Consider the following 19,882-nt stretch of genomic DNA (forward strand, 5'->3'; position numbering starts at 1 on the left):
TCATTTGATTGCCTCTGTATAACCCGTGATAATGCAGTAACTCTTTAATCCCTCAAAGAGTGAACTGAATAAAATCATAAACACCAATCCTCAAAAGCAAGTCCAGTATATTCTCTCAAACGATTGATATCGGGTCGGAGATAATCTATTAATTTTGCTTCCAAAGTCTTATCCAATGTTGGTCGTTTAACTTTTTTGGAAAAGGGGAAGTACAATAAGGTTTTGGCTCTTTCTCTAATCGGGCGGGGTAGTTGCTCAATTGTCTCTCCAATTGAACTTTTTTCTAAAGACATTCCCAAGGCATTTTTGCGTCTCTTCTTGCTAGACTGATGATGAAGGCGCGAGAAGCTTTTATCGTAAAATGAATTATCTACTTCTAAAAAAGTGAATAGTTTTTGCATATTTTTTTGAGGCTTATTATACAAATCCTCACTCGTCATAATAAAAATATTAGATTTAGGGAAATAATTTAAATATTGCTCGATTTGCATATAATAAAGGCAACGACGTGTATAGCGACTCGTTTCTATCTTCCTCAAAGCATCTGATAGACTTCTATTTTCCAAACCAGCACTGTACCAATGCATGTAGTGAGAAATTATTCTCTTGATTGGATCTCGCAGAATATAGACAATTTTCACATTTGGGACGATAGCGTGCATTCTTTTAGGCACTTGATCATACCGAGGATAGTCTGTGTAATTAGGAGATGATTCTCCATATATCTTTGCTTCACTGACGAAATTTTTCTTGTACCATTCAATTCCTCGCTCCCAGTTGCGTTGAGCAATAAAAAAATCCAACTCTTTCTCTCGACACATATAAATTTGCGGATGGAGAGATAAGTAGTAATGCAAGCTGCTTGTCCCACCTTTTTGTGTGCCAATAACAATTAAATTTGGTAGATTTCCCGTTCTTTGTTTTAGCATAGTTTAAAATTATTAGTGCAGATCGGTATAAAACTGAATAGAATCATAAGCACCAATCCTCAAAAGTAAGTCCAGTATAGTCTCTCAAACGATTGATATCGGGTCGAAGATAGTCGATTAATTCAGCTTCCAAACTCTTGTCCAATGTTGGTCGTTGAACTTTTTGGGAAAACGGAAAGTACAATAATGTTTTGGCTTTTTCCCTAATCGGGCGGGGCAGGTAATCAATTGTCTCTCCAATTGGACTTTTCTCTAAAGACTTTCCCAAGGGAGTCTTGCGCCTTTTTTTGCTAGATTTATGATGAATCTGCGAAAATTGGTTATCGTAAAATGAATTAGCACATATAAATTTGCGGATGGAGAGATAAGTAATAATGCAAGCTACAGGTTCCACCTTTTTGTGTGCCAATAACAATTAGATTCGGTAAATTTCCTGTTTTTTGTTTTAACATTTGTCAAGTTTTTAGTGTAGGTCAGCAGAAAGCGGATTGTCCAGTTCAGTTAAACCTGTAGACAAGTTGCTTGTTCTTCAGATCAATTAGAACTTAGTATCATGATTAAAAAAACTAATAAATATCCATGTAATCATTATAACGATAGAACTAAGCTTGTTTGAGACAATGCAATTTCATAAACTCATAAATCTCTATATCAGGTTGACAAATTTCTTGAATTACTTTCAAAAGATGAGACTCAACTAAAGGATTAACAACAGGATTTTTGTTTTGATGAGGAATTCTCAGCGTTAATCTAAACTGTTTTTTAAACCTTTCTTTAAATCCTTGCAAGTTTTCTAAAATGCCAACACAATCAAATTTCAAAATATTTTGCTTGGCAATTTCAACTCGTTGGGAAAGCTTACTCAAATCATAGTCGCGCTCGATGGGGAATCCCGAAAAATAGTTGATATATAAGTGTCCCCGCCTAATCCCTCTACGAGTTTTTAGAAAATCCAAAAGACTCTGTTCGACATAAGAATGGTCTCCTTTATTTTTACTGGCATCAAAAAAATAGTTAGATATATATCTTTTTACTGGATCTCGAAGCAGCGTCACATAAGCATACTTTTGTGAATAACGTTCCCAAATTTTTTGATTAAAGTGAGCGTGTCCGGAAATATATGAAACATCTCGATTCATGGCATCTAAGATAAAGCTATCTCGCAGTATGTATGTTCCTCTTTCAACAGAAGGAACAGACTGATAAATTAATTTTGCCATTGCTTTCGTTCCTATGGGATCAAGGATATAACTCTGGCGACCATAATGTCTTTGGATGGCTGAATTCACCGACGTTCCGCCTGTCTTGGGAACATGGATGAAGAAAATTCGGGGTTTTTTAGAAAATATCTGAGACAACATCATAAAACATGCAGGCTGGTCATGAGCTTACTCTTTCTATAACATACGGAAGCGCAATCCGGAAAGCAATCCAGGTGAAAAGCAAACCAATCCAGGTCAAGACACTGACGACCCAAAAGCTGACGGGTTCGGAAATAATGCCAGTTGTGGCTAACTCTCGTGTGGTTACCAATAAGGGGGTAACCGGATTGAGTTGAACGAAAAAACCAAATAAGCCTGATTCAGGAACGGAATAGACAACTGGGGTGAGAAACAGCCAGAAGCCTGTCACCATTGTTAATGCCTTTTGCACATCTTGGTAAAGCACTCCTAAGGGAGACAGTAATGTCCCGAAAAGAGTCCCCAGCATGATTAAATGAATAAGAGCAACTGGAGCTATAACTAATGTCCAACTCACGGGAATGCGATACCAAATAAATAGCCCGATAATCAAAACCAATTTAATCATAAAGTTAAAGAAAACCTCTCCAACTTTAGCTAAGATAACCGCTTCGCGGGGAAATTTGACGCGGGCAAGCATTGGCTTTGCCTTGGTTACCGCCTCGACTGGACCATTCAACGATTCAACAAAGGTTTGCCACAAGGCAGTACTGAACATGACATAGGCAGGATAAGGAAAATCGGTTTGACCGACATTGATAATGTTGGCTTCACTTGCCAGGGTAAATCCAACTGCCATGGCGATGGGAGGTATAAATGCCCACGCAATTCCTAAGACTGACTGACGGTACTTAGCGCTGATATCGCGTACCATTAGCCGCCACGCTAACTCGCGAGAAGCCAGTAAGTCATACCACATCTGCCCAAACAGTTGTCGGGGATGTCTAAGTAAGCTTTCAGGAGTATAAGTTACATCAAGCAGTAATTTTCCTCTTCCTAATGTATTGGCTCTTTTTGCCTTCCCGTTAGATAGTTTTTCCATTTCTATTTATCAAAAATATTTATCCGATTAATAATTTTATGTGGTATAAGGCATTTCTCGTTCCTGAAGTTTTGAGCATTAATTTTAGGGATAGGTTGTGCCTCAGTAGGGGTTAGGGTAATGAAAATTCCGGCGGTAATCCGGATTACTCAAATTTCAAATTTTCGGCTTTTGAATCGAACTGGGATGTTCTTTTTGACTGAATCATTTCCCAAAAGAAACCTGCCGCATTTGCCACCTGGGATACGAACAAGACGGCTGTTAGCACCAATCCTTGTTTTCCCTGCCCATTTTCAAAGGGATAGCGGAGAAGATTCAGATAATAATTCCCTTCAATCTGGAAATTTCCCCAGCCTTTCTCCGCCCTTGTCTGATGAAAGCGGAAGGCTCCTTGTCCGTAGCTAAAATGCTGCTTCCAAAAGCTGCGAAGTGTCATCGGATGAGCATGATAAATGACGACTTCAGGTGCATAGGTCATCTGATAGCCCTGATGCAGCCAGCGATCGCACAATTCCCGATCTTCTGAGGTGGTGAAGCTTTGATCAAACCCGCCCAGTTCCCGAAAGCGCTCGGCAGGTACAACCATATTGTTGGAGGCAAAGAAGCGGGCTTGGTCAGAAATAGCGTTATAGTGGGCGTACCCCATGCTGATAATGTTCTGACTCGTCGTGGAGTAGGGATTATCAGCCAGGGCATTCACTGTTCGACCGCCGACAATGCGATCTGGTGTTGCCGTGAAGCAGTTTTCTAGCGCTTGCAACCAATTCGTCGCTGGTCTACAGTCATCATCGGTGAAAGCAAGATACTTCCCGTGTGCCTGTTGAGCTGCACCGTTGCGTGCTGCTGCAGGACCCGCATTGTTCTGTCGAATCAGCCTTAGGTTGAGTGAGTCTTTAAAGGGAGACACCACTGTGTCGAGGGGGCTGTCACTACCATCGTCAACCACAATTACTTCAAAGCGATCGCGTGGATAGTCAAGCTGAGTCAGAGATTCCAGACAAGCCGCCAGTTGCGTTGGGCGGTTATAGCTGGGGATAATCACTGAAAAGAGAAATTGTTCCATGTATCTGATTAACTGAGGAAATGGTTATTAATGATTAGCTGGGCTGGAGACTAAGTTTGGCGCAGGTGAAGTGGCATACTGTTGCTGTCGTTGTTGTTTAGCATGGCGAGTGGTTAAGGTTTGATTAAGTAACTGTTCTGGCTTAATTAAAAGACTTTCCAATTTGCCGCTGCCGATACCAAAGGTTAAAAAACGAACCAAAGGAACAATAATTGTGCCTTTTCTCCGCCACCCCTTTTGCAGCTTTTTGTATTTAGTTTGAAAATAGCTGTCTTCAGCCAGATTCCATTTCTTTTGCAGATGCATCAAGCTAGCGAACGTCCAAGCATCGCTCCAGCGCAGCATATAGAAATGCAAATCAGACCACTTCAGAGGGGGTCCGGGAACATAAGTAACGATACAAGCAGGTTCAAAATAAACGGCACCTCCGGCTTGGCGAACGCTCATGCAAAAATCTAAATGCTCTTTGGTGTTGAGCATCCCTTCATCCAGTTGACCCACCTGATCGAAAATAGACCGACGGACTAATACACAGTGAAATTCGGCTAACTCTGTTTGAGTGCGCTCAAGGCGATCGCGAACCTCTGCAACAGGTTTTCCCTGGTCATACATTTTCTCCCGCAGCCGTCGCCGTCCCGTTTTATCGACCCAAATATGACATTCTCCACCAGCGAAATGGACAATTTCATGAATCGGCTCATACTGACACATCAGAGGACCAACTACCGCCGCGCCTGTTTCCTCAGCAGACTGGACTAAAGTGGTGAGCCAATTGGGTGAAACAATGACATCATTGTCTAAAAAGACGACATATTTGGTATCGACTTGAGATAAACCTAGGTTTCTTGCCTGGTTTGGGTAAAGGTAATACTCTGTGCGTAATAGCTGAAACCCTTTTGCCTCCGCTTGCTGTTCCAAATAGCGTCGAACTGGTGCAGGAGAATTCCCATCGACGTAGATTAGTTTATAGGGCAATTGAGTGTGAGCAAATACGCTCTCTAGAGACCGACGCGCACAGCTAAATCGCTCGCGAGGAACAACCACAATCGTGACCTGAGGTTGCTCTGAGGATAGGGTATTAGAGGTAGAGGGGTGAGTCGTGAGAGTCATATAAAATCCTCCGTGATAGTTAGGTACTTAAAGGGAGTGCCACCTCTGGGTGAGGAACTGAGTCACCCTGAAGTAGGGATTGATAAAGGGCGACAAGGGCATCATTTAAACGATTAAGATCATAATGTTGTTCTACAAACAAGCGTCCGGCTTCTCCCATTGCCGACCAACGTTCAGGATGTTCAATTAAGTCAATTAACCGATCCGCGATCGCATCGGCATCTCGTTCTGGGACTAAGAAGCCAGATACCCCCTCTTCAACTAGCTCTGGAATCCCTCCATGAAGTGTACTAATCACAGGTAGACCCATCGCCATTGCTTCTTTGAGAACGTTAACGGGAGCATCCTGATTCCCATCAGCCGCCGTCACGCTTGGTGCAATAAATAAGTGAGAATTCTCTAGTAATGTAATTAATTCCGCTTGAGATTTTTGCCCCACTAATTTAATGGCTTTTTCAGCATTAAGGGACTGAATGAGTTGCTCTAATTCCGGGCGTAATAGTCCCTCCCCAATAATGATATATTCTAAGTTAGAATACTGTTCTAAAACTTTCGCCACGGCTCGAATAGCATATTCAATCCCTTTCTTTTCAACTAAACGTCCAGTCGTGGCGATACGAACTAAACCATCTTTAGGAAAGTGACGAGGTTTAAAGGGAAAACGGCTATAGTCTAACCCCGAACCATGCACTCTGATTTTTTCCAGAGGACAGCCTAGTTTGATTGTGCGGCGCTTAAAAAACTCGCAGTTTGCCAGATAATAGTCTCCCCTTTTAAATAAAGGATTATAAATAGTTTCACCGTGTTCTTGAACAAAATTGCTGATATCGTGTCCTCGAAAAATAGTAATTAACTTGGCATTCGGCGAATTTACAGCCCGGAACGCCATACCTCTGAAGCTAACGGTTCCGAACTGACAATGGATAATGTCATAGTTTTTTTGAAAATTAGGAATCAGCGTGTAAAGCAACCAAAGCGATATCGCTTGCTCTCCATGTTTGAGAAAATTTAGGGATTCCCAGGTATCTTTAGGCGATTGCACAAATTTAGATAGGAATACACCGCAACCTTTAACCACACGCCATAATAGATTAACTGGAATTTCAGGCAGATAGTAGGTGCGATCAAGCAGACGGTAAGTCACCACATCATCATGCAGCTTCGCCAAATCACCGGGGTGATCCGCGTAGATATCCACTTCATGTCCTCGGTCGAGAAGACCTGTAATCTGATTTAAGATAAACGTCTCCGATAACGTGGGAAACTGACCGACTATGAACGCAATTTTCATGACATTTTTGCTTTCTCAATACGGCGAAATTGCTTAACCTTTATTTTCACAACTCCTAGAGAACTACTCTCGAATTGAAGCACCCCCTATCATTAATCGTATCCTTTCCCAAGCACTTACATATCTGACAAAAAACATAACCAAAGACACTCTTAGCTTTTCCTCGATTCCCTGTAATCGAATATCTCGAAATGTTTTAACCACAAAGTTCAGCGGTGGCAGTAAATCAGCTAAGAGTGCCTGGAGCAATATCCTATTGCGCTGTAACAACAGATGGTTTTTCTTCCAGTGTAGATCATAAGCACCACCCACGATTCGAGTTGTTCTTTTATAGAGCTGTTTAAAGGAATATCGCGCCGGATGGGCGACACAAGCATTGGCGGCATAAACTTGCTGATAATTAAACGCAGCAACCCGCTGTCCCCACTCTACATCTCCACTTGATTTCAGACTAGAATTAAAAGATCCAACTCGCTCAATTACGGTTTTGAACGTAAATAAGTTGGCTGTTGCCCCATATTTGTAGTTTTCCAGATAGTCTTTTTGCTCAAAAGCAGTAACTTTTTCAAAAAGTTCCACAGGTGTGAGTCGCTCAGGATTTTTGAAGAAAATTTTGATTTCTCCTGCAACTAAGCCACAGTTGGGTGTATTGAGTAAATGTTGAACCCCCTTTTCAATCCAATCCGATGCTGGAATGCAGTCAGCATCAGTAAAAGTAATCACCTCGCCTTTCGCCAAGGATATCCCTTTGTTCCGAGCCGCATAAGAACCGGGAGTGCTTTCATAAGCCGCAATCGCTTGACCAAATTGAGTGACTACCCCTTTAATATCTGCTGCTTCATCTGATGCATTATCGACAACAATCACTTCATATCCTGTTTGGGGATAGGTCTGATTTTCCAGAGCCTCTAAACAGAGTTTCAGACGCTCGGCGTCATTATAGACGGGAATGATGACAGATACAAATGGATGAGAATGAGATTCCATTTCCTTGGCGAGAAATCTGGGATTTGTTATCAATGAACTCTTTAGGGACAGGCGGTTTATAGTCTAGAAACCTGCATCGGGGCAGGTTTAGTCACATCTGGGTGCAACCGAAAAGATAGTAGTGAAACCCGCCCCTACAGACTCAAAACTCGCAACTTTGTTTACTTTGCCACAAGCTGTTGCTGGGGCTTTTTGGGCGACTCCTCTGTAGTAAACTCCTCGTGGTAAGACCGCTCAACATTAACATTCCACAAGTCATGATTTTCGCCAAGAATGTTTTTCACGGCTAACATTGCTGTCAGCATGGAGTGGTCTTGATTATTGTATCGGTGCATCCCGTTCCGACCGACCGTTTGCAGGTTATCAAAGGTTTCGATATAGTCTTGAATGACTTGAAGATGTTTACGGTACTCGCCGTCATAAACGGGATAGGCTTTATGTTGACGGATAACCACGCCGTCTTCAACATCACCCTCCTTAACACCTATATTTAGATCAATCGCCTCACGACTAGCTAACTTAATCAGCTCGACATCCGACAATTCCCAAAGCGGATCACCTTCGCTGCAAAAATATTCCATCCCCAAGCAGGTTTTACTCGGATCAGGCACCATCGCCGGACTCCAATTCTTGAAGTTTTGAATGCGTCCCACTTGGAATTCTGGACTATGGATATAAATCCAGTTGTCGGGAAATAGGTCGGGCTGATTTACAATCAGGGAGACAATCAGAAAATCTCGATACTTAAGACCTTTTGCCGCTTCTAATACATGGTCAGGCGGCGGAGGATCGAGTCGATAAAGGAGGGCAGTTACAGGCATACTAGAAATGAAATGATCGCCTGTGAATTGCAGGGTTTCACCCCCTTGTTTTGCTGTGATACTCTTAATCCGAGTCCCTTCCCGTTCGATGCGAGTCACGGTTGTATGCAGATGCACTGGAGCGCCTTGACTCTCTAGCTTTTCCTGGCAACGTTCCCACATCATTCCCGGTCCCAAAACGGGATACTTAAATTCCTTAATTAAACTTTTGGCATTTTGACTTTTGAAGACGGCATTGATCACCGCTCGTTTGAGAGACATCCCTTGAATGCGCTGTGCTGCCCAGTCTGCACGAATTTGGCTGCAAGGAATTCCCCAAACTTTTTCGGTGTAAGTCTTAAAGAAGATTCTATAAAGGCGACGCCCAAAGCAGTCAATCACCCACTCTTCAAACGTTTCTGGCTCAAAATCAGGATTTAATTTAGCTCTGATTTTTGCCCTTAAGTAACTCACCAGAATTAGGAAACTTTGGATGATGCCAAGATTAGATAGGGCGTTGAACAGAGAAAGGGGATAGTTGTAAAACTTGCCCTGATAATAAATCCGGGACAGGCGCGGAACTTGGATAAATTCGTCTCCCAGAATTTCGTACCAAAACTGATCGACTTCGCCCACCTTGGTGAAAAAGCGATGACCGCCAATGTCAAAGCGATAGTCTTTGTAGGTTTCGGTGCGGGAAATCCCACCCACTTTATCTGCTTTTTCCAGGACGATGGGTTTAATTCCTCGTTTGAGGAGTTCGTAACCCGCCGTCAAGCCAGCAGGACCGCCTCCAATAATTACCACTGGATGATGGGTCAAGGATTTGCCTCCTAATGCTTTATTATCTTCGATATGTAGAGGACTAGAAAGAGTTGCCAATTACTAAAGAAACCAAAATTGAGGCACCGACTAATTCACGAGAAATTGACGCAAAGATCCGTTTCTCAATCACTAACAAGTCGCCCCAGGGTAATGTTTTCCAGGTTGGGATCGTCGGTTGATAGGTTTGCCAGTGGTGACGAACTAGCCCGATCGCAAAGGCTAATCCGCTATAAAAATAGTATAGCCAGTGCCAGGGTACGGTTTGCAGGGCGAATAGGAAGCCGCGTTTTTGATAAAAGAATTTATAGACGGAGGCGTTGATTGCCAACAGCCCTAGACTCAATCCCGCGATGCCAACCCATGCAGCCGATACCCACCAAACGGCGATTAGTGCCGCTAATAAGGTATACACCAAGACTACACTGACGCGGTTAGAGAGGTTGAGATTCAAATCATTGACCATTTCGCGATCGCGTAATATTATCGCTGTCCAAGGGATTGCCCGATAAAAGATATCCGCTCTCAGCAGGGAGTAGGTTCTCCAGCATTTCAGATGTTTGACTTGGATGGTTTTACGCAAGCCAATTTGATACCCTCTGCGTTTCAGCCGATTGCCTAATTCAATATCTTCAACACAAGGGAGACGATAACTCTCGTCAAAGCCGCCAATTGCTAAGAAAATATCCCGCCGGATTGCACCACAAGCCCCCCAGAAAGTAGAGGCGTCTTCTGATCCGGTTTGATGGGTGTAGTGATGGAATAAATTTTTATACTGAGACAAGAAATTAGGTGCCCCCGGCTGATCATCGTAGGAGCCAATTAGGGCGGCGAGTTCAGGTTCCTGGTGGAAGGTTGTCGCCACTTTACCGATGGTGTTATCATGTACCTCGACATCGGCATCGACGAAGAAAAGAATATCACCGCTTGCTGCCTGAGCGCCTAAATTGCGAGCTTTCGCCGGTCCGCCAGAGGTGGGAACTCGAATCACCTTAGCACCGAAGTCTTGAGCGAACTGCCCAGATCCGTCAGTATCGCCGTCAGCGACGACAATCACTTCCGATGGTTGGGGTGAGGCTTTCGCTAAACTGGCAAGGCAACGACGAAAGGCTTCGCCACCGTTATAGACAGGGATAATTACCGAAATAGTCGGTGTTGCGGTAGAACGTGTCATCTGGCTCCTAGTCGTGGGGGGTGTTGGGGCTAGTTTACTTGTTAGCTTTGTTTACAGCATCCATCTGGGGGCAGATAGACAGTGTTGCTGGCATTCTAGTCAAGCTATATACCAGAAATCCTGAAGATATACTTTTATAAATCTTAATCAAGGTTTGGGGTGAGCGATCGCTTATATTGATTTTCTTTACGGAATCTTCACGCAATTCGCGTATTTGGGGCGATTGTATGAAGTCTTCGTGAAGATTGCCATTATGTAACGTCTGATACGGAAATCAAACTTAAAATAATTTAAATAACGGTTCAGAATAAACAATGAACCTTTGGGGGGAGGGCGACCCGATCGGATTGAGTGGACTACCGTTGCGGATTAATGCAGGCGGGTCGCCCCTACATGGACATTGATGCGGTGTGGGTCGCCCCTACATGATCAATGACCAATAACCAATGACCAATAACCAATGATATTTTAGGCGATCGCTTAAACCTGTGGGCGCAGGGCGACCCGATTTTTTTGATAGGACTACCGTTGTGAATTAATGGAGGTGGGTCGCCCCTACATGGATATTGATGCGGTGCGGGTCGCCTCTACATGACATAAGACCAATGAACAATCACATTTTAGGCGATCGCATGAACCTTTGGGCGCAGGGCGACCCGATCGGATTGAGTGGACTACCGCCCTTGAATTAATGCAGGCGGGTCGCCCCTACATGGACATTGACGCGGTGTGGGTCGCCCCTAAATGACAAATGACAAATGACAAATGACAAATGACAACCTAAGCGATCGCCTGTCCAATCTTGTGGACTTTGATCAGACTCGTGGTTCCTGGCGTACCAATGGGAACACCGGAGGTAATCACCACTTTATCCCCGTATTCGGCTAACTCCATCTCCACCGCAGCATTCACCACATTAGTTAACATCTGTTCGGCATTGTATACAGGGGTAATCAGATAAGGTTGCACTCCCCAAGACAAAGCCAACTGACGATAGGTACTTTCTTCTGGCGTAAACGCAATAATCGGGGTTTTGGGGCGATACTTAGACACCAGTCGGGCGGAACCGCCGGATGAAGTGTTGCACATAATTCCCCGTGCGCCTAATTGACTGGCAATATGACAAGCGGCTTCGGCTACGGATTCGGTGGTGCTAATACTGCAACTGGGAAACTCAGACGAGGTTTGCAATCCTTCGGCTAGGGCTTTTTCCGTCTGGATAGCTATATTGTTCATCATTTCCACGGCGGCGATGGGATATTGTCCCACAGCAGTTTCACCCGAAAGCATCACCGCATCCGTCCCATCTAAAATTGAGTTGGCGACATCCGTGGCTTCAGCGCGAGTCGGATCAGGAGCGTTGATCATTGACTCTAGCATCTGGGTGGCTGTAATCACAGGTTTACCGAGTTGGTTGCAGCGACGAGTAATTTCTTTTTGGATTAAGGGTACTTGATCCAACGGCGTCTCAACTCCCAAGTCACCACGAGCAATCATAATTCCATCCGCAGTATGGAGGATTTCCTCTAAGTTTTCCACCGCTTCCCGTTTTTCAATTTTGGCAATCACACGGGTTTTAGCGCCTGCGGCTTCAATCATTCGCCGCACGGGTTCTAAATCACTGGCGCTTCGCACAAAAGACACCGCCACCCAGTCAATCCCCGATTGCAACCCAAAACGCAAATCGGTCATGTCTTTTTCGGTAACGGAGGTGACGGGTAAATAGGTTTCAGGTAAGTTAACCCCCTTTTTAGAGGACAGGAGTCCACCAATTTTCACCAAGGCGCGAATGCTATCCGTATCCCGTTCTGTGACAATCAACTTGACTCGACCATCATTAATCGAAATCGGTTCACCTACGCGCACCATAGCAAACAGGGTGGGAATGGGTAAGGGAATCTCATCCGAGTTGTTGCCTTCCTCGTTTAACACAAAGGTTACTTCATCCCCCGTTTTCACATTAATCCCATCGGGAGGTAGTTTTCCCAGACGAATTTTCGGTCCGCATAAATCTTGCAGCAGGGCGAGGGGTTTGCGATGTTGGCTACTAATTTCTCGGAGTTGCTGAATCGTCTGTCCGTGAAACTCATGGGAACCGTGGGAAAAGTTTAACCGGGAAACATCCATCCCCGCTTCGATCAAGGCATCAAGGCGTTCGGGTGAGGCGGTAGCGGGTCCAATGGTACAGATAATTTTAGTGCGACGCATAGGATACTGGGTCATAACGGCAATAGAACTGATGTTCTCTCTAGCGTTTAATTTTCAGGGTCTACACACCCCTACCAATCCAACGTCCGCCTAACCGGATGATTTGTGATCCGGGATGGCGCAGGAGAACACCTGTCATGAAGAATAGATCAACTTTTTGGAAAAGGGGGTGTCGGGTGTGGGGTGTTGGGTGTGGGGTGTTGGGTGTGGGGTGTTGGGTGTGGGGTGTTGGGTGTGGGGTGATGGGTGTCGGGTGTTGGGTGTCGGGTGTTGGGTGTCGGGTGTCGGGTGTGGGAAGCAGGGGGAGTAAATAAATGACGAATGACAAATGACAAATGACCAGTTACAACTATGGGCAGATTTTTCGGGCAATCTTGATTAGCACTTCTACCCCTTAACCCTGACTTCAGATAGAAGTAATCCTCTGATAAAAATTAGTAGGCTTGTTATTGAGTGTCCAGCATTTTCCCGTCCTCTCAAACATCCGAGACGGGTTAGTGAGGCGCTGAACCCTTGTTTTAAAACCTAACGAGCATCAAGTTATATAAATTGCCAATATCAAATAATTGCCATCTTGTCTTGAATAACTGTTAAGTAGCTCAAGTAACTATAACTACGGAGGATATAAAATCATAATGGCTAATAATCCAATTTTCAAAATTAAAGAATACGGTCAAAGTATCTGGATGGATTATCTGGATCGCCAGCTCATCGAATCCGGTGAACTGAAAAACAAAATTGAGACTCGTGGAATCAGCGGGATTACCTCAAATCCCAAGTCCTTTGCTAAGGCGGTGTCGAATAACCGAGTTTACGATAGCGATATCGAAGCGGGGATCAAAGGTGGAAAATCGACCTCAGAGATTTACGAATCTCTGATCTTTGAAGATATCCGCAACGCCTGCGATATTTTCCGCCCCATCTACGAAGAATCTGGCGGAACCGATGGCTTTGTCAGTATCGAAGTTTCCCCTCACTTAGCGCGGGATACCCAACGCACGGTTGAAGAAGCCCGACGCTTTTTCCGCGCCATTGACCGGAATAATGTGTTTATTAAAATTCCGGGGACGAAAGAGGGATTCCCGGCGATTGAACAGGCAATTTCCGAAGGGATTAATGTTAATATCACCCTCTTGTTTTCCGTAGAGAGTTACGTGGAATCGGCTTGGGCTTATGTTCGTGGCTTAGAAGCACGAGTTGCTGCTGGTAAACCGATTGAGAATATTGCTTCAGTAGCGAGTTTCTTCCTCAGTCGCATTGATACCAAGGTTGATAATCGCATTGATGAGAGACTCACGGGGATTGGTACAGAGGAATTAAACGAAGAAGCCCGCTTACGGGAACTGAAAGGAAAAGTCGCGATCGCGAATGCCAAAGTTGCCTATCAACGGTTTAAGGAAATTTTCGAGAGCGATCGCTTTAAAGCCTTAGCTGAACAAGGGGCAAATATACAGCGGGTTCTCTGGGCAAGTACCAGCACTAAAAATCCGGACTACAGTGATGTCATGTATGTGAATGAGTTGATTGGTCCGAACACCGTGAATACTCTACCCCCGGATACGATTGAAGCTTGTGCTGATCATGCCGATGTCGCCCCCAATCGGGTAGAAACTGAGGCTGATAAAGCGCAGAAGACGCTGGAAAGTCTGGCTGAACCTGATATTCAGATCGACTATGACCAAGTTATGGCAGAACTGGTTGAGGAAGGGATTGAAAAGTTTGCTAAACCCTTTGATTCGTTGATGAAATCGATTGAAGAGAAAGCTGAACAGCTTACGCCAGTTTGATGTTAGGTCAACAAAGGGCGGGTTTTGTACAAACGTTACCATTAACCACCAAACGAATGTCCCTAAACCCGCCCCTACAGATGCAAACGTCAAACTTAAACAAAGGGCGGGTTTTGTACAAACGTTATCATTAACCACCAAACGAATGTCCCTAAACCCGCCCCTACAAATTCAAACGTCAAACTTAAACAAAGGGCGGGTTTTGCAACCAAGCTAGGAAAGACAATTAATATTAGTCCCTAAACCCGCCCCTACACAATCAAAATTCCTATGAATGCCCCAGCTATTGCGATCGCGTCTAAACCCACGCCCCCAGAACGCCAAAATCTGGAACACCAAGCCGATTACAACACCATATCATCTTTACCAGAGGTTTGGTCGTTAGCCGCCCAGCGATTTGGGGAGACTGTCGCTTTACACAACCCCTACGCCAAACCCGAAATCAAGCTAACGTTTGCCCAGATGTGGCAGCACATTCAGCAGTTTGCGGCTGGATTACAAGCATTAGGCGTCTCGGCGGGCGATCGGGTGGCTTTGTTTTCAGAAAATAGTTCCCGCTGGTTTGTTGCTGACCAAGGTATTATGACCACTGGGGCGGTTGATGTGGTGCGAAGTTCTCAAGCGGAACAAGAGGAACTTCTCTATATCCTTAAGGATAGTGAAGCGACTGCCTTAGTTGTGGAAAATCAAGATACCTTAACTAAGCTGGATCAGCATTTGCACGATTTGCCGATTCAACTGGTTATTTTATTATCCGATCAGGAACCGGATACTGAGTCAGAGTTGAATATCCTCAATTTTCCCCAGGTGTTGGAACAGGGAAACAATCACACATTTCAACCGATTGAACAAACTCCTGACACCCTCGCCGCCTTAGTTTATACCTCTGGCACCACCGGGAAACCCAAGGGTGTTATGCTCACTCATGGCAACCTATTGCATCAAGTCACTAGCTTGGGTGCAATTGTACAACTAGAAGCAGGCGATCGCGTCTTGAGTATTCTCCCTCCTTGGCATGTTTATGAACGCGCCATTGAATACTTTGCCCTCTCCCAAGGCTGTACCCTGGTTTATACCACGCTGCGCCATGTTAAGCGAGATCTGAATGCCCAACACCCGAATTATTTTGTCTCGGTTCCCCGTTTATTGGAATCGATTTATGAGACGGTGCAAAAGCAGCTAAGTAAAGAATCTGCCGGAAAACAGCGCCTGGTAAATACCCTCTTCTCGATTAGCGATCGCTATATTCAAGCCCGTCGCCTTGTTAATGGCTTAAGTTTAGAACAGCAGCAACTCTCTGGATTCCAACGCCTCTGGGCTAGATTTCAATGCTTGACATTGGTTCTGATTCATGCATTAGCTGACCGATTCATCTACAAGAAAATCCGCGAACAAATCGGTGCAAACTTAAAGCAAACCATCTGTGGAGGCGGCGCACTTTCCCAAAAATTAGATGATTTTTATGAAATAATTGGTATTGAGGTTCTTGAAGGTTATGGTTTAACCGAAACCTCGCCCGTTCTCACCGCCCGTCGTTCTTGGCATAACCTCCGGGGTTCTGCGGGTAAACCGATTCTAGAGACAGAAATTCGCATTGTTGATCCAGACACCAGAGAAACCCTTCCCCAAGGAGAAAAAGGATTAGTTTGGGCGCGGGGATCTCAAATCATGCAGGGTTATTATCGCAACCCGGAAGCGACGGATAAAGTCATTGATGCCCAAGGGTGGTTTAATACCGAAGACTTAGGCTGGTTAACGGTTCAAGAAGACTTAGTTTTAACCGGACGGGCAAAGGATACAATTGTCCTGAGTAATGGTGAGAATGTCGAACCGAAACCGATTGAAAATGCCTGTATGCGGAGTCGTTATATTGATCAGATTGTGGTGGTGGGTCAAGATCAGCGATCGCTGGGCGCTTTAATTGTACCGAATTTCGATAACTTACAAGGGTGGGCAGAACAGAATCAGTATCACTTGCAACTTCCCGATGAAGAATCTGCTTCCGGTGAGGAAATGATTGACTTAAATAGCAAACCAGTTCAGGAATTTTTCCGCCAAGAAATCAATCGAGAATCGAAAAATCGTCCCGGTTATAATCCCAATGACCGCATTGGTGTATTTCGCTTGATTACAGAACCTTTTTCTCAAGAAAATGGTATGTTAACTCAGACGCTGAAAATCAAGCGTCATGTAGTTAGGGAACAGTATAGAGATTTGATTGACGAGATGTTTGCTTAAGCCGCGATGATGGGAATTAAACTTAGAATTCAATCCTTACTATTCGGATTCGTTGTGATTGGGCTATCTGCCTGTTCTACTTCTCTGAGAGTGGGTTGGTTCAGTAGGAATCTGCCAACTCAGACAACAGCCTCCTATAACACCTTCACAGGTACAGAACGACGGCAAATTGAGGTTGATGCCGGAGATGAAGTTGTCCTTGACGTTCAGTCTGAGGTGACGAAAGGCGATTTAGATATCAGAATCCTCGAACCGGATCAAGAGGTGCTAAAAAGGATAGAAACGAATCGCGATCGCGAGTATAAATTTGAGGCAGAAGAAACCGGAAACTACTGGGTCGTGATTACGGGCGATAATGCGGGAGGAAGTTATGAGATTCAGTGGGACATAACCTCATAAATCAATTGTAGGGGTGTAGGGGCGGGTTTAGGGACTAAATTCCGCTATTCACCGATAACGGAAAAACAAAACCCGCCCTCCCCACCGATAACATAAAAACAAAACCCGCCCTATCTCACCGATACAGCACTTTCCGCTCTTATGGGATACGTCTGATCCCCCTAAATCCCCCTTAAAAAGGGGGACTTTAACGGTAGCAGGGTGTATTAATATAGCTGTTACCGCTGTAACGAAACAACAAAACCCGCCCTTGTTTTTAAGACCAATGAACAATGAACAATGAACCATGAACAATCAAAACTTATTGCGCTGTAGCCAATCCTTTATTTAATTGCCGCATATACTGATCTAAATCCCCAGCCACTTGACCCGATAAAAAATAAGCGCCGAGTAAATTGGGAAACGACATAGCGATTAACATACCATCGCTAAAATTAATCACCACACCCGAACTTAAAACCGCCCCCGTAAAAACCGCCAGGATAAACAACACCTTATAGATAATTACATTATTCTGTCCAAACAAATAATCCCAACAGCGTTCGCCGTAATAACTCCAGGAAATCATCGTCGAGAAGGCAAAAAAGAAAATCGCGATCGCAAGCATCAGGGGAAACCAGGAAATCGCTGTACCAAAGGCGGCTGAGGTGACTTCCGCGCCACTGAGTTGATTAAATTCGGGATTGCGATAGACGCCTGTAATCACAATTACCAATGCCGTCATATTACAGATCACCACCGTATCAATAAACGGTTCCAAGAGTGCCACAATCCCCTCTCGCACAGGTTCTTGGCTTCTGGCGGCGGAATGTGCGATCGCGGCTGAACCCACCCCCGCTTCATTAGAAAACGCTGAACGCCGTAATCCCTGAATCATCACGCCAAACACTCCCCCTTCCACCGCCTCTGGGGATAATGCGCCGTTAAGAATCGTCAGCATCGCGCCAGGAATATCCATAAAATTCGTCACCAGAATCCACAGCGCCGCCACAAAGTAAATCACACACATCGCCGGAACAATCGCACCAGCCACTTGACCAATGCGTTTAATCCCACCAATAATCACCATTCCCACGAAAGTAACCAGAATCAAGCCATAAAGCCAACTGCGTCCCACAAACCAGGGTACAACGGTGGTTATCGCCGCATAAGATTGGTTCGCCTGAAACATACTTGCGCCGCCAAATGCGCCACCAATACCCAGAATGGAGAAGATCACCGCTAACACCTTCCCCAAGTTCTGATGTCCCATTTCCGCCAAACCCGCCGACAAATAGTACATTGGACCCCCAGCCACCGTACCATCGGGTTTAATCACGCGATATTTTTGACCCAGGGTACATTCGACAAACTTACTCGTCATCCCAAACAGTCCCCCCAGTGTCATCCACACCGTCGCACCGGGACCTCCTAAACTGATTGCGATCGCGACTCCCGCAATATTACCCAATCCCACAGTAGCCGAAAGCGCCGTTGCCAGGGCTTGAAAATGAGACACCTCCCCGGCTTCCGTCGGATCATCATACTTTCCCCTTAACACCTCAATCGCGTGCCAAAAACCCCGGATGTTAATAAATTTCATCCGCAGGGTGAAGAAAATCGCACCGCTAATCAGCCAAAGGACACTGATCGAAAAAATACCTAGGGTTAAAAACTGCACTGTGGTCTGCTCACTCAGGATAGAATGGTATGCCCTTATAAGTGTTACAGTGCATCCGGTGCTTCTTCAACTACTTTGCGGTCTATGGGTGATTATCGAGGCACATAGCGATTATCTTACTTTTCTTGCTCTCCTATATTCAATCCGAAGCTGTTGTACAGAAGGATTCTCAGCTTCAATAAAGCTATCCCGCTGAACTTCCTCTAATCCTAAGTCCTGAAATTGGGCAAGTTCCTGATTAGAAAGCGCCCAAGGTGGACCATCAGGTTCAGCCTCTGTCTGGCGAAATCGCGTGATTACTAACAGGATTCCCTCTATAGCCACCAAAGCCGCGATCGCATCAATCACAGTTGATCGTACATTTAATGGTAACGCTTGGATATTCCGGCATTCTAATACCAAGTCAAACTGATGACGCCAAGCTGGATCTAACGCGAACAAATCAGCGACAACATAGCTAACTGGGGAATTGGGAAATCGTTGCCGACACCAGGCGATCGCGGTTGGAGAAATATCAAAGGCTGTCACGTTGAAACCCACTCTCGCCAAGGCTTCCGCATCATCACCTAATCCACAGCCAATGACTAAAGCCGAGCGATGATTGCCTTGGGGCTGATTTTTATTTAGCCAATCTTGGAAATAGGGATGGGGTTTTAAACGCGCCCACGGTACTTGATCGGGATCACGATTGGCTTGGGAATATAAGCGATCAAACCATCCAGAGGGATCGGATTTGTTTAGCGCTTCTGTTGCCAATAATTTGACTTTCTGCCGTAATCCTTCGGGTTGTTTTTCAAACATCAAACAGTCTCCAAGGGGGGCAAGGGGGGATGGAGAGGGGCTGGGGATGAGGGCTGGACTAAACCCTACCTATGCGGCATGTAACTCCATCTGACTCCCTAAAATCTGCTCAATCTTCTGGTATAACTCTGCTTGGGTATGAGGTTGAAGCATTTCCAAAGACGCCCGTAACCGTTGCCTATCGGAGAAGGGTAACATTGCCATCAACTCGTCCGCCTCTTCTAGCATACGCTCTTGGGCTTCTGGAATTAGGTTCATCCAATTCGATAACAGCAAGTTACGCTCTATAATCGTTAATTTCCACTGATATTCAGGCATCCTGATCGGCTC

At 45.0% G+C, this 19,882-nt stretch carries 18 protein-coding genes; 4 read left to right on the plus strand and 14 right to left on the minus strand.

Translation table 11 applies throughout. The features are described 5' to 3' along the window. Positions 1-74 precede the first annotated feature (74 nt). The 11 genes from RIG66_RS06750 to pyk form a co-directional block, all read right to left on the minus strand. A complete protein-coding gene (locus RIG66_RS06750; protein ID WP_446376417.1) occupies positions 75-929 on the minus strand; it encodes a sulfotransferase family protein in 855 nt (284 codons plus the stop codon). Positions 930-972: 43 nt separating this feature from the next. Continuing rightward, the gene (locus RIG66_RS06755) at positions 973-1,197 is read right to left on the minus strand and encodes a hypothetical protein (protein WP_446376419.1); all 225 of its coding nucleotides are present in this window, start codon (positions 1,195-1,197) and stop codon (positions 973-975) included. A 334-nt stretch (positions 1,198-1,531) separates the two neighbouring features. Further along, a complete protein-coding gene (locus RIG66_RS06760; protein WP_446376421.1) occupies positions 1,532-2,293 on the minus strand; it encodes a sulfotransferase family 2 domain-containing protein in 762 nt (253 codons plus the stop codon). A 16-nt stretch (positions 2,294-2,309) separates the two neighbouring features. Continuing rightward, a complete protein-coding gene (locus tag RIG66_RS06765; RefSeq protein WP_446376423.1) occupies positions 2,310-3,212 on the minus strand; it encodes an ABC transporter permease in 903 nt (300 codons plus the stop codon). Positions 3,213-3,357: 145 nt separating this feature from the next. Then, the gene (locus tag RIG66_RS06770) at positions 3,358-4,275 is read right to left on the minus strand and encodes a glycosyltransferase (protein ID WP_446376425.1); all 918 of its coding nucleotides are present in this window, start codon (positions 4,273-4,275) and stop codon (positions 3,358-3,360) included. A 27-nt stretch (positions 4,276-4,302) separates the two neighbouring features. Continuing rightward, the gene (locus tag RIG66_RS06775; protein ID WP_446376427.1) at positions 4,303-5,385 is read right to left on the minus strand and encodes a glycosyltransferase family 2 protein; all 1,083 of its coding nucleotides are present in this window, start codon (positions 5,383-5,385) and stop codon (positions 4,303-4,305) included. 19 nt (positions 5,386-5,404) lie between these two features. After that, a complete protein-coding gene (locus tag RIG66_RS06780; protein WP_446376429.1) occupies positions 5,405-6,676 on the minus strand; it encodes a glycosyltransferase in 1,272 nt (423 codons plus the stop codon). 63 nt (positions 6,677-6,739) lie between these two features. Then, positions 6,740-7,663 carry a glycosyltransferase gene (locus RIG66_RS06785; protein ID WP_446376431.1) on the minus strand — a complete coding sequence of 308 codons (924 nt, stop codon included), beginning with the start codon at positions 7,661-7,663 and terminating at the stop codon, positions 6,740-6,742. 161 nt (positions 7,664-7,824) lie between these two features. Further along, on the minus strand, positions 7,825-9,285 hold the full coding sequence (locus RIG66_RS06790; RefSeq protein WP_446376654.1) for an NAD(P)/FAD-dependent oxidoreductase: 1,461 nt from the start codon (positions 9,283-9,285) through the stop codon (positions 7,825-7,827). A gap of 43 nt (positions 9,286-9,328) precedes the next feature. Further along, entirely contained in the window at positions 9,329-10,459 is a 1,131-nt protein-coding gene (locus RIG66_RS06795; protein ID WP_446376433.1) for a glycosyltransferase family 2 protein, read from the minus strand. 780 nt (positions 10,460-11,239) lie between these two features. Next, positions 11,240-12,667 carry a pyruvate kinase gene (gene pyk, locus RIG66_RS06800; RefSeq protein WP_446376656.1) on the minus strand — a complete coding sequence of 476 codons (1,428 nt, stop codon included), beginning with the start codon at positions 12,665-12,667 and terminating at the stop codon, positions 11,240-11,242. Between the two features lie 137 nt (positions 12,668-12,804). Between pyk and RIG66_RS06805 the strand changes: the two genes are divergently transcribed. From RIG66_RS06805 to RIG66_RS06820, 4 genes are all read left to right on the plus strand, one after another. Continuing rightward, on the plus strand, positions 12,805-12,981 hold the full coding sequence (locus tag RIG66_RS06805) for a hypothetical protein (protein ID WP_446376435.1): 177 nt from the start codon (positions 12,805-12,807) through the stop codon (positions 12,979-12,981). Between the two features lie 321 nt (positions 12,982-13,302). Then, positions 13,303-14,454: a transaldolase gene (gene tal / locus RIG66_RS06810; RefSeq protein WP_446376437.1), complete on the plus strand. Its 1,152-nt coding sequence runs from the start codon at positions 13,303-13,305 to the stop codon at positions 14,452-14,454. A 270-nt stretch (positions 14,455-14,724) separates the two neighbouring features. Further along, entirely contained in the window at positions 14,725-16,692 is a 1,968-nt protein-coding gene (locus tag RIG66_RS06815) for an AMP-dependent synthetase/ligase (protein WP_446376439.1), read from the plus strand. Positions 16,693-16,698: 6 nt separating this feature from the next. Beyond that, the gene (locus RIG66_RS06820) at positions 16,699-17,091 is read left to right on the plus strand and encodes a hypothetical protein (RefSeq protein ID WP_446376441.1); all 393 of its coding nucleotides are present in this window, start codon (positions 16,699-16,701) and stop codon (positions 17,089-17,091) included. Positions 17,092-17,392: 301 nt separating this feature from the next. On the opposite strand, the gene RIG66_RS06825 is transcribed toward RIG66_RS06820, so the two are convergent. From RIG66_RS06825 to RIG66_RS06835, 3 genes are all read right to left on the minus strand, one after another. After that, on the minus strand, positions 17,393-18,751 hold the full coding sequence (locus tag RIG66_RS06825) for an alanine/glycine:cation symporter family protein (protein WP_446376443.1): 1,359 nt from the start codon (positions 18,749-18,751) through the stop codon (positions 17,393-17,395). Positions 18,752-18,862: 111 nt separating this feature from the next. Continuing rightward, a complete protein-coding gene (locus tag RIG66_RS06830) occupies positions 18,863-19,552 on the minus strand; it encodes a class I SAM-dependent methyltransferase (protein WP_446376445.1) in 690 nt (229 codons plus the stop codon). Positions 19,553-19,621: 69 nt separating this feature from the next. After that, positions 19,622-19,870 (minus strand): hypothetical protein, encoded by a 249-nt coding sequence (locus tag RIG66_RS06835; RefSeq protein WP_446376447.1) that lies wholly within the window; start codon positions 19,868-19,870, stop codon positions 19,622-19,624. Positions 19,871-19,882: the final 12 nt, after the last annotated feature.

Source organism: Coleofasciculus sp. E2-BRE-01 (assembly GCF_040221695.1).
Lineage (GTDB): Bacteria > Cyanobacteriota > Cyanobacteriia > Cyanobacteriales > Coleofasciculaceae > Coleofasciculus.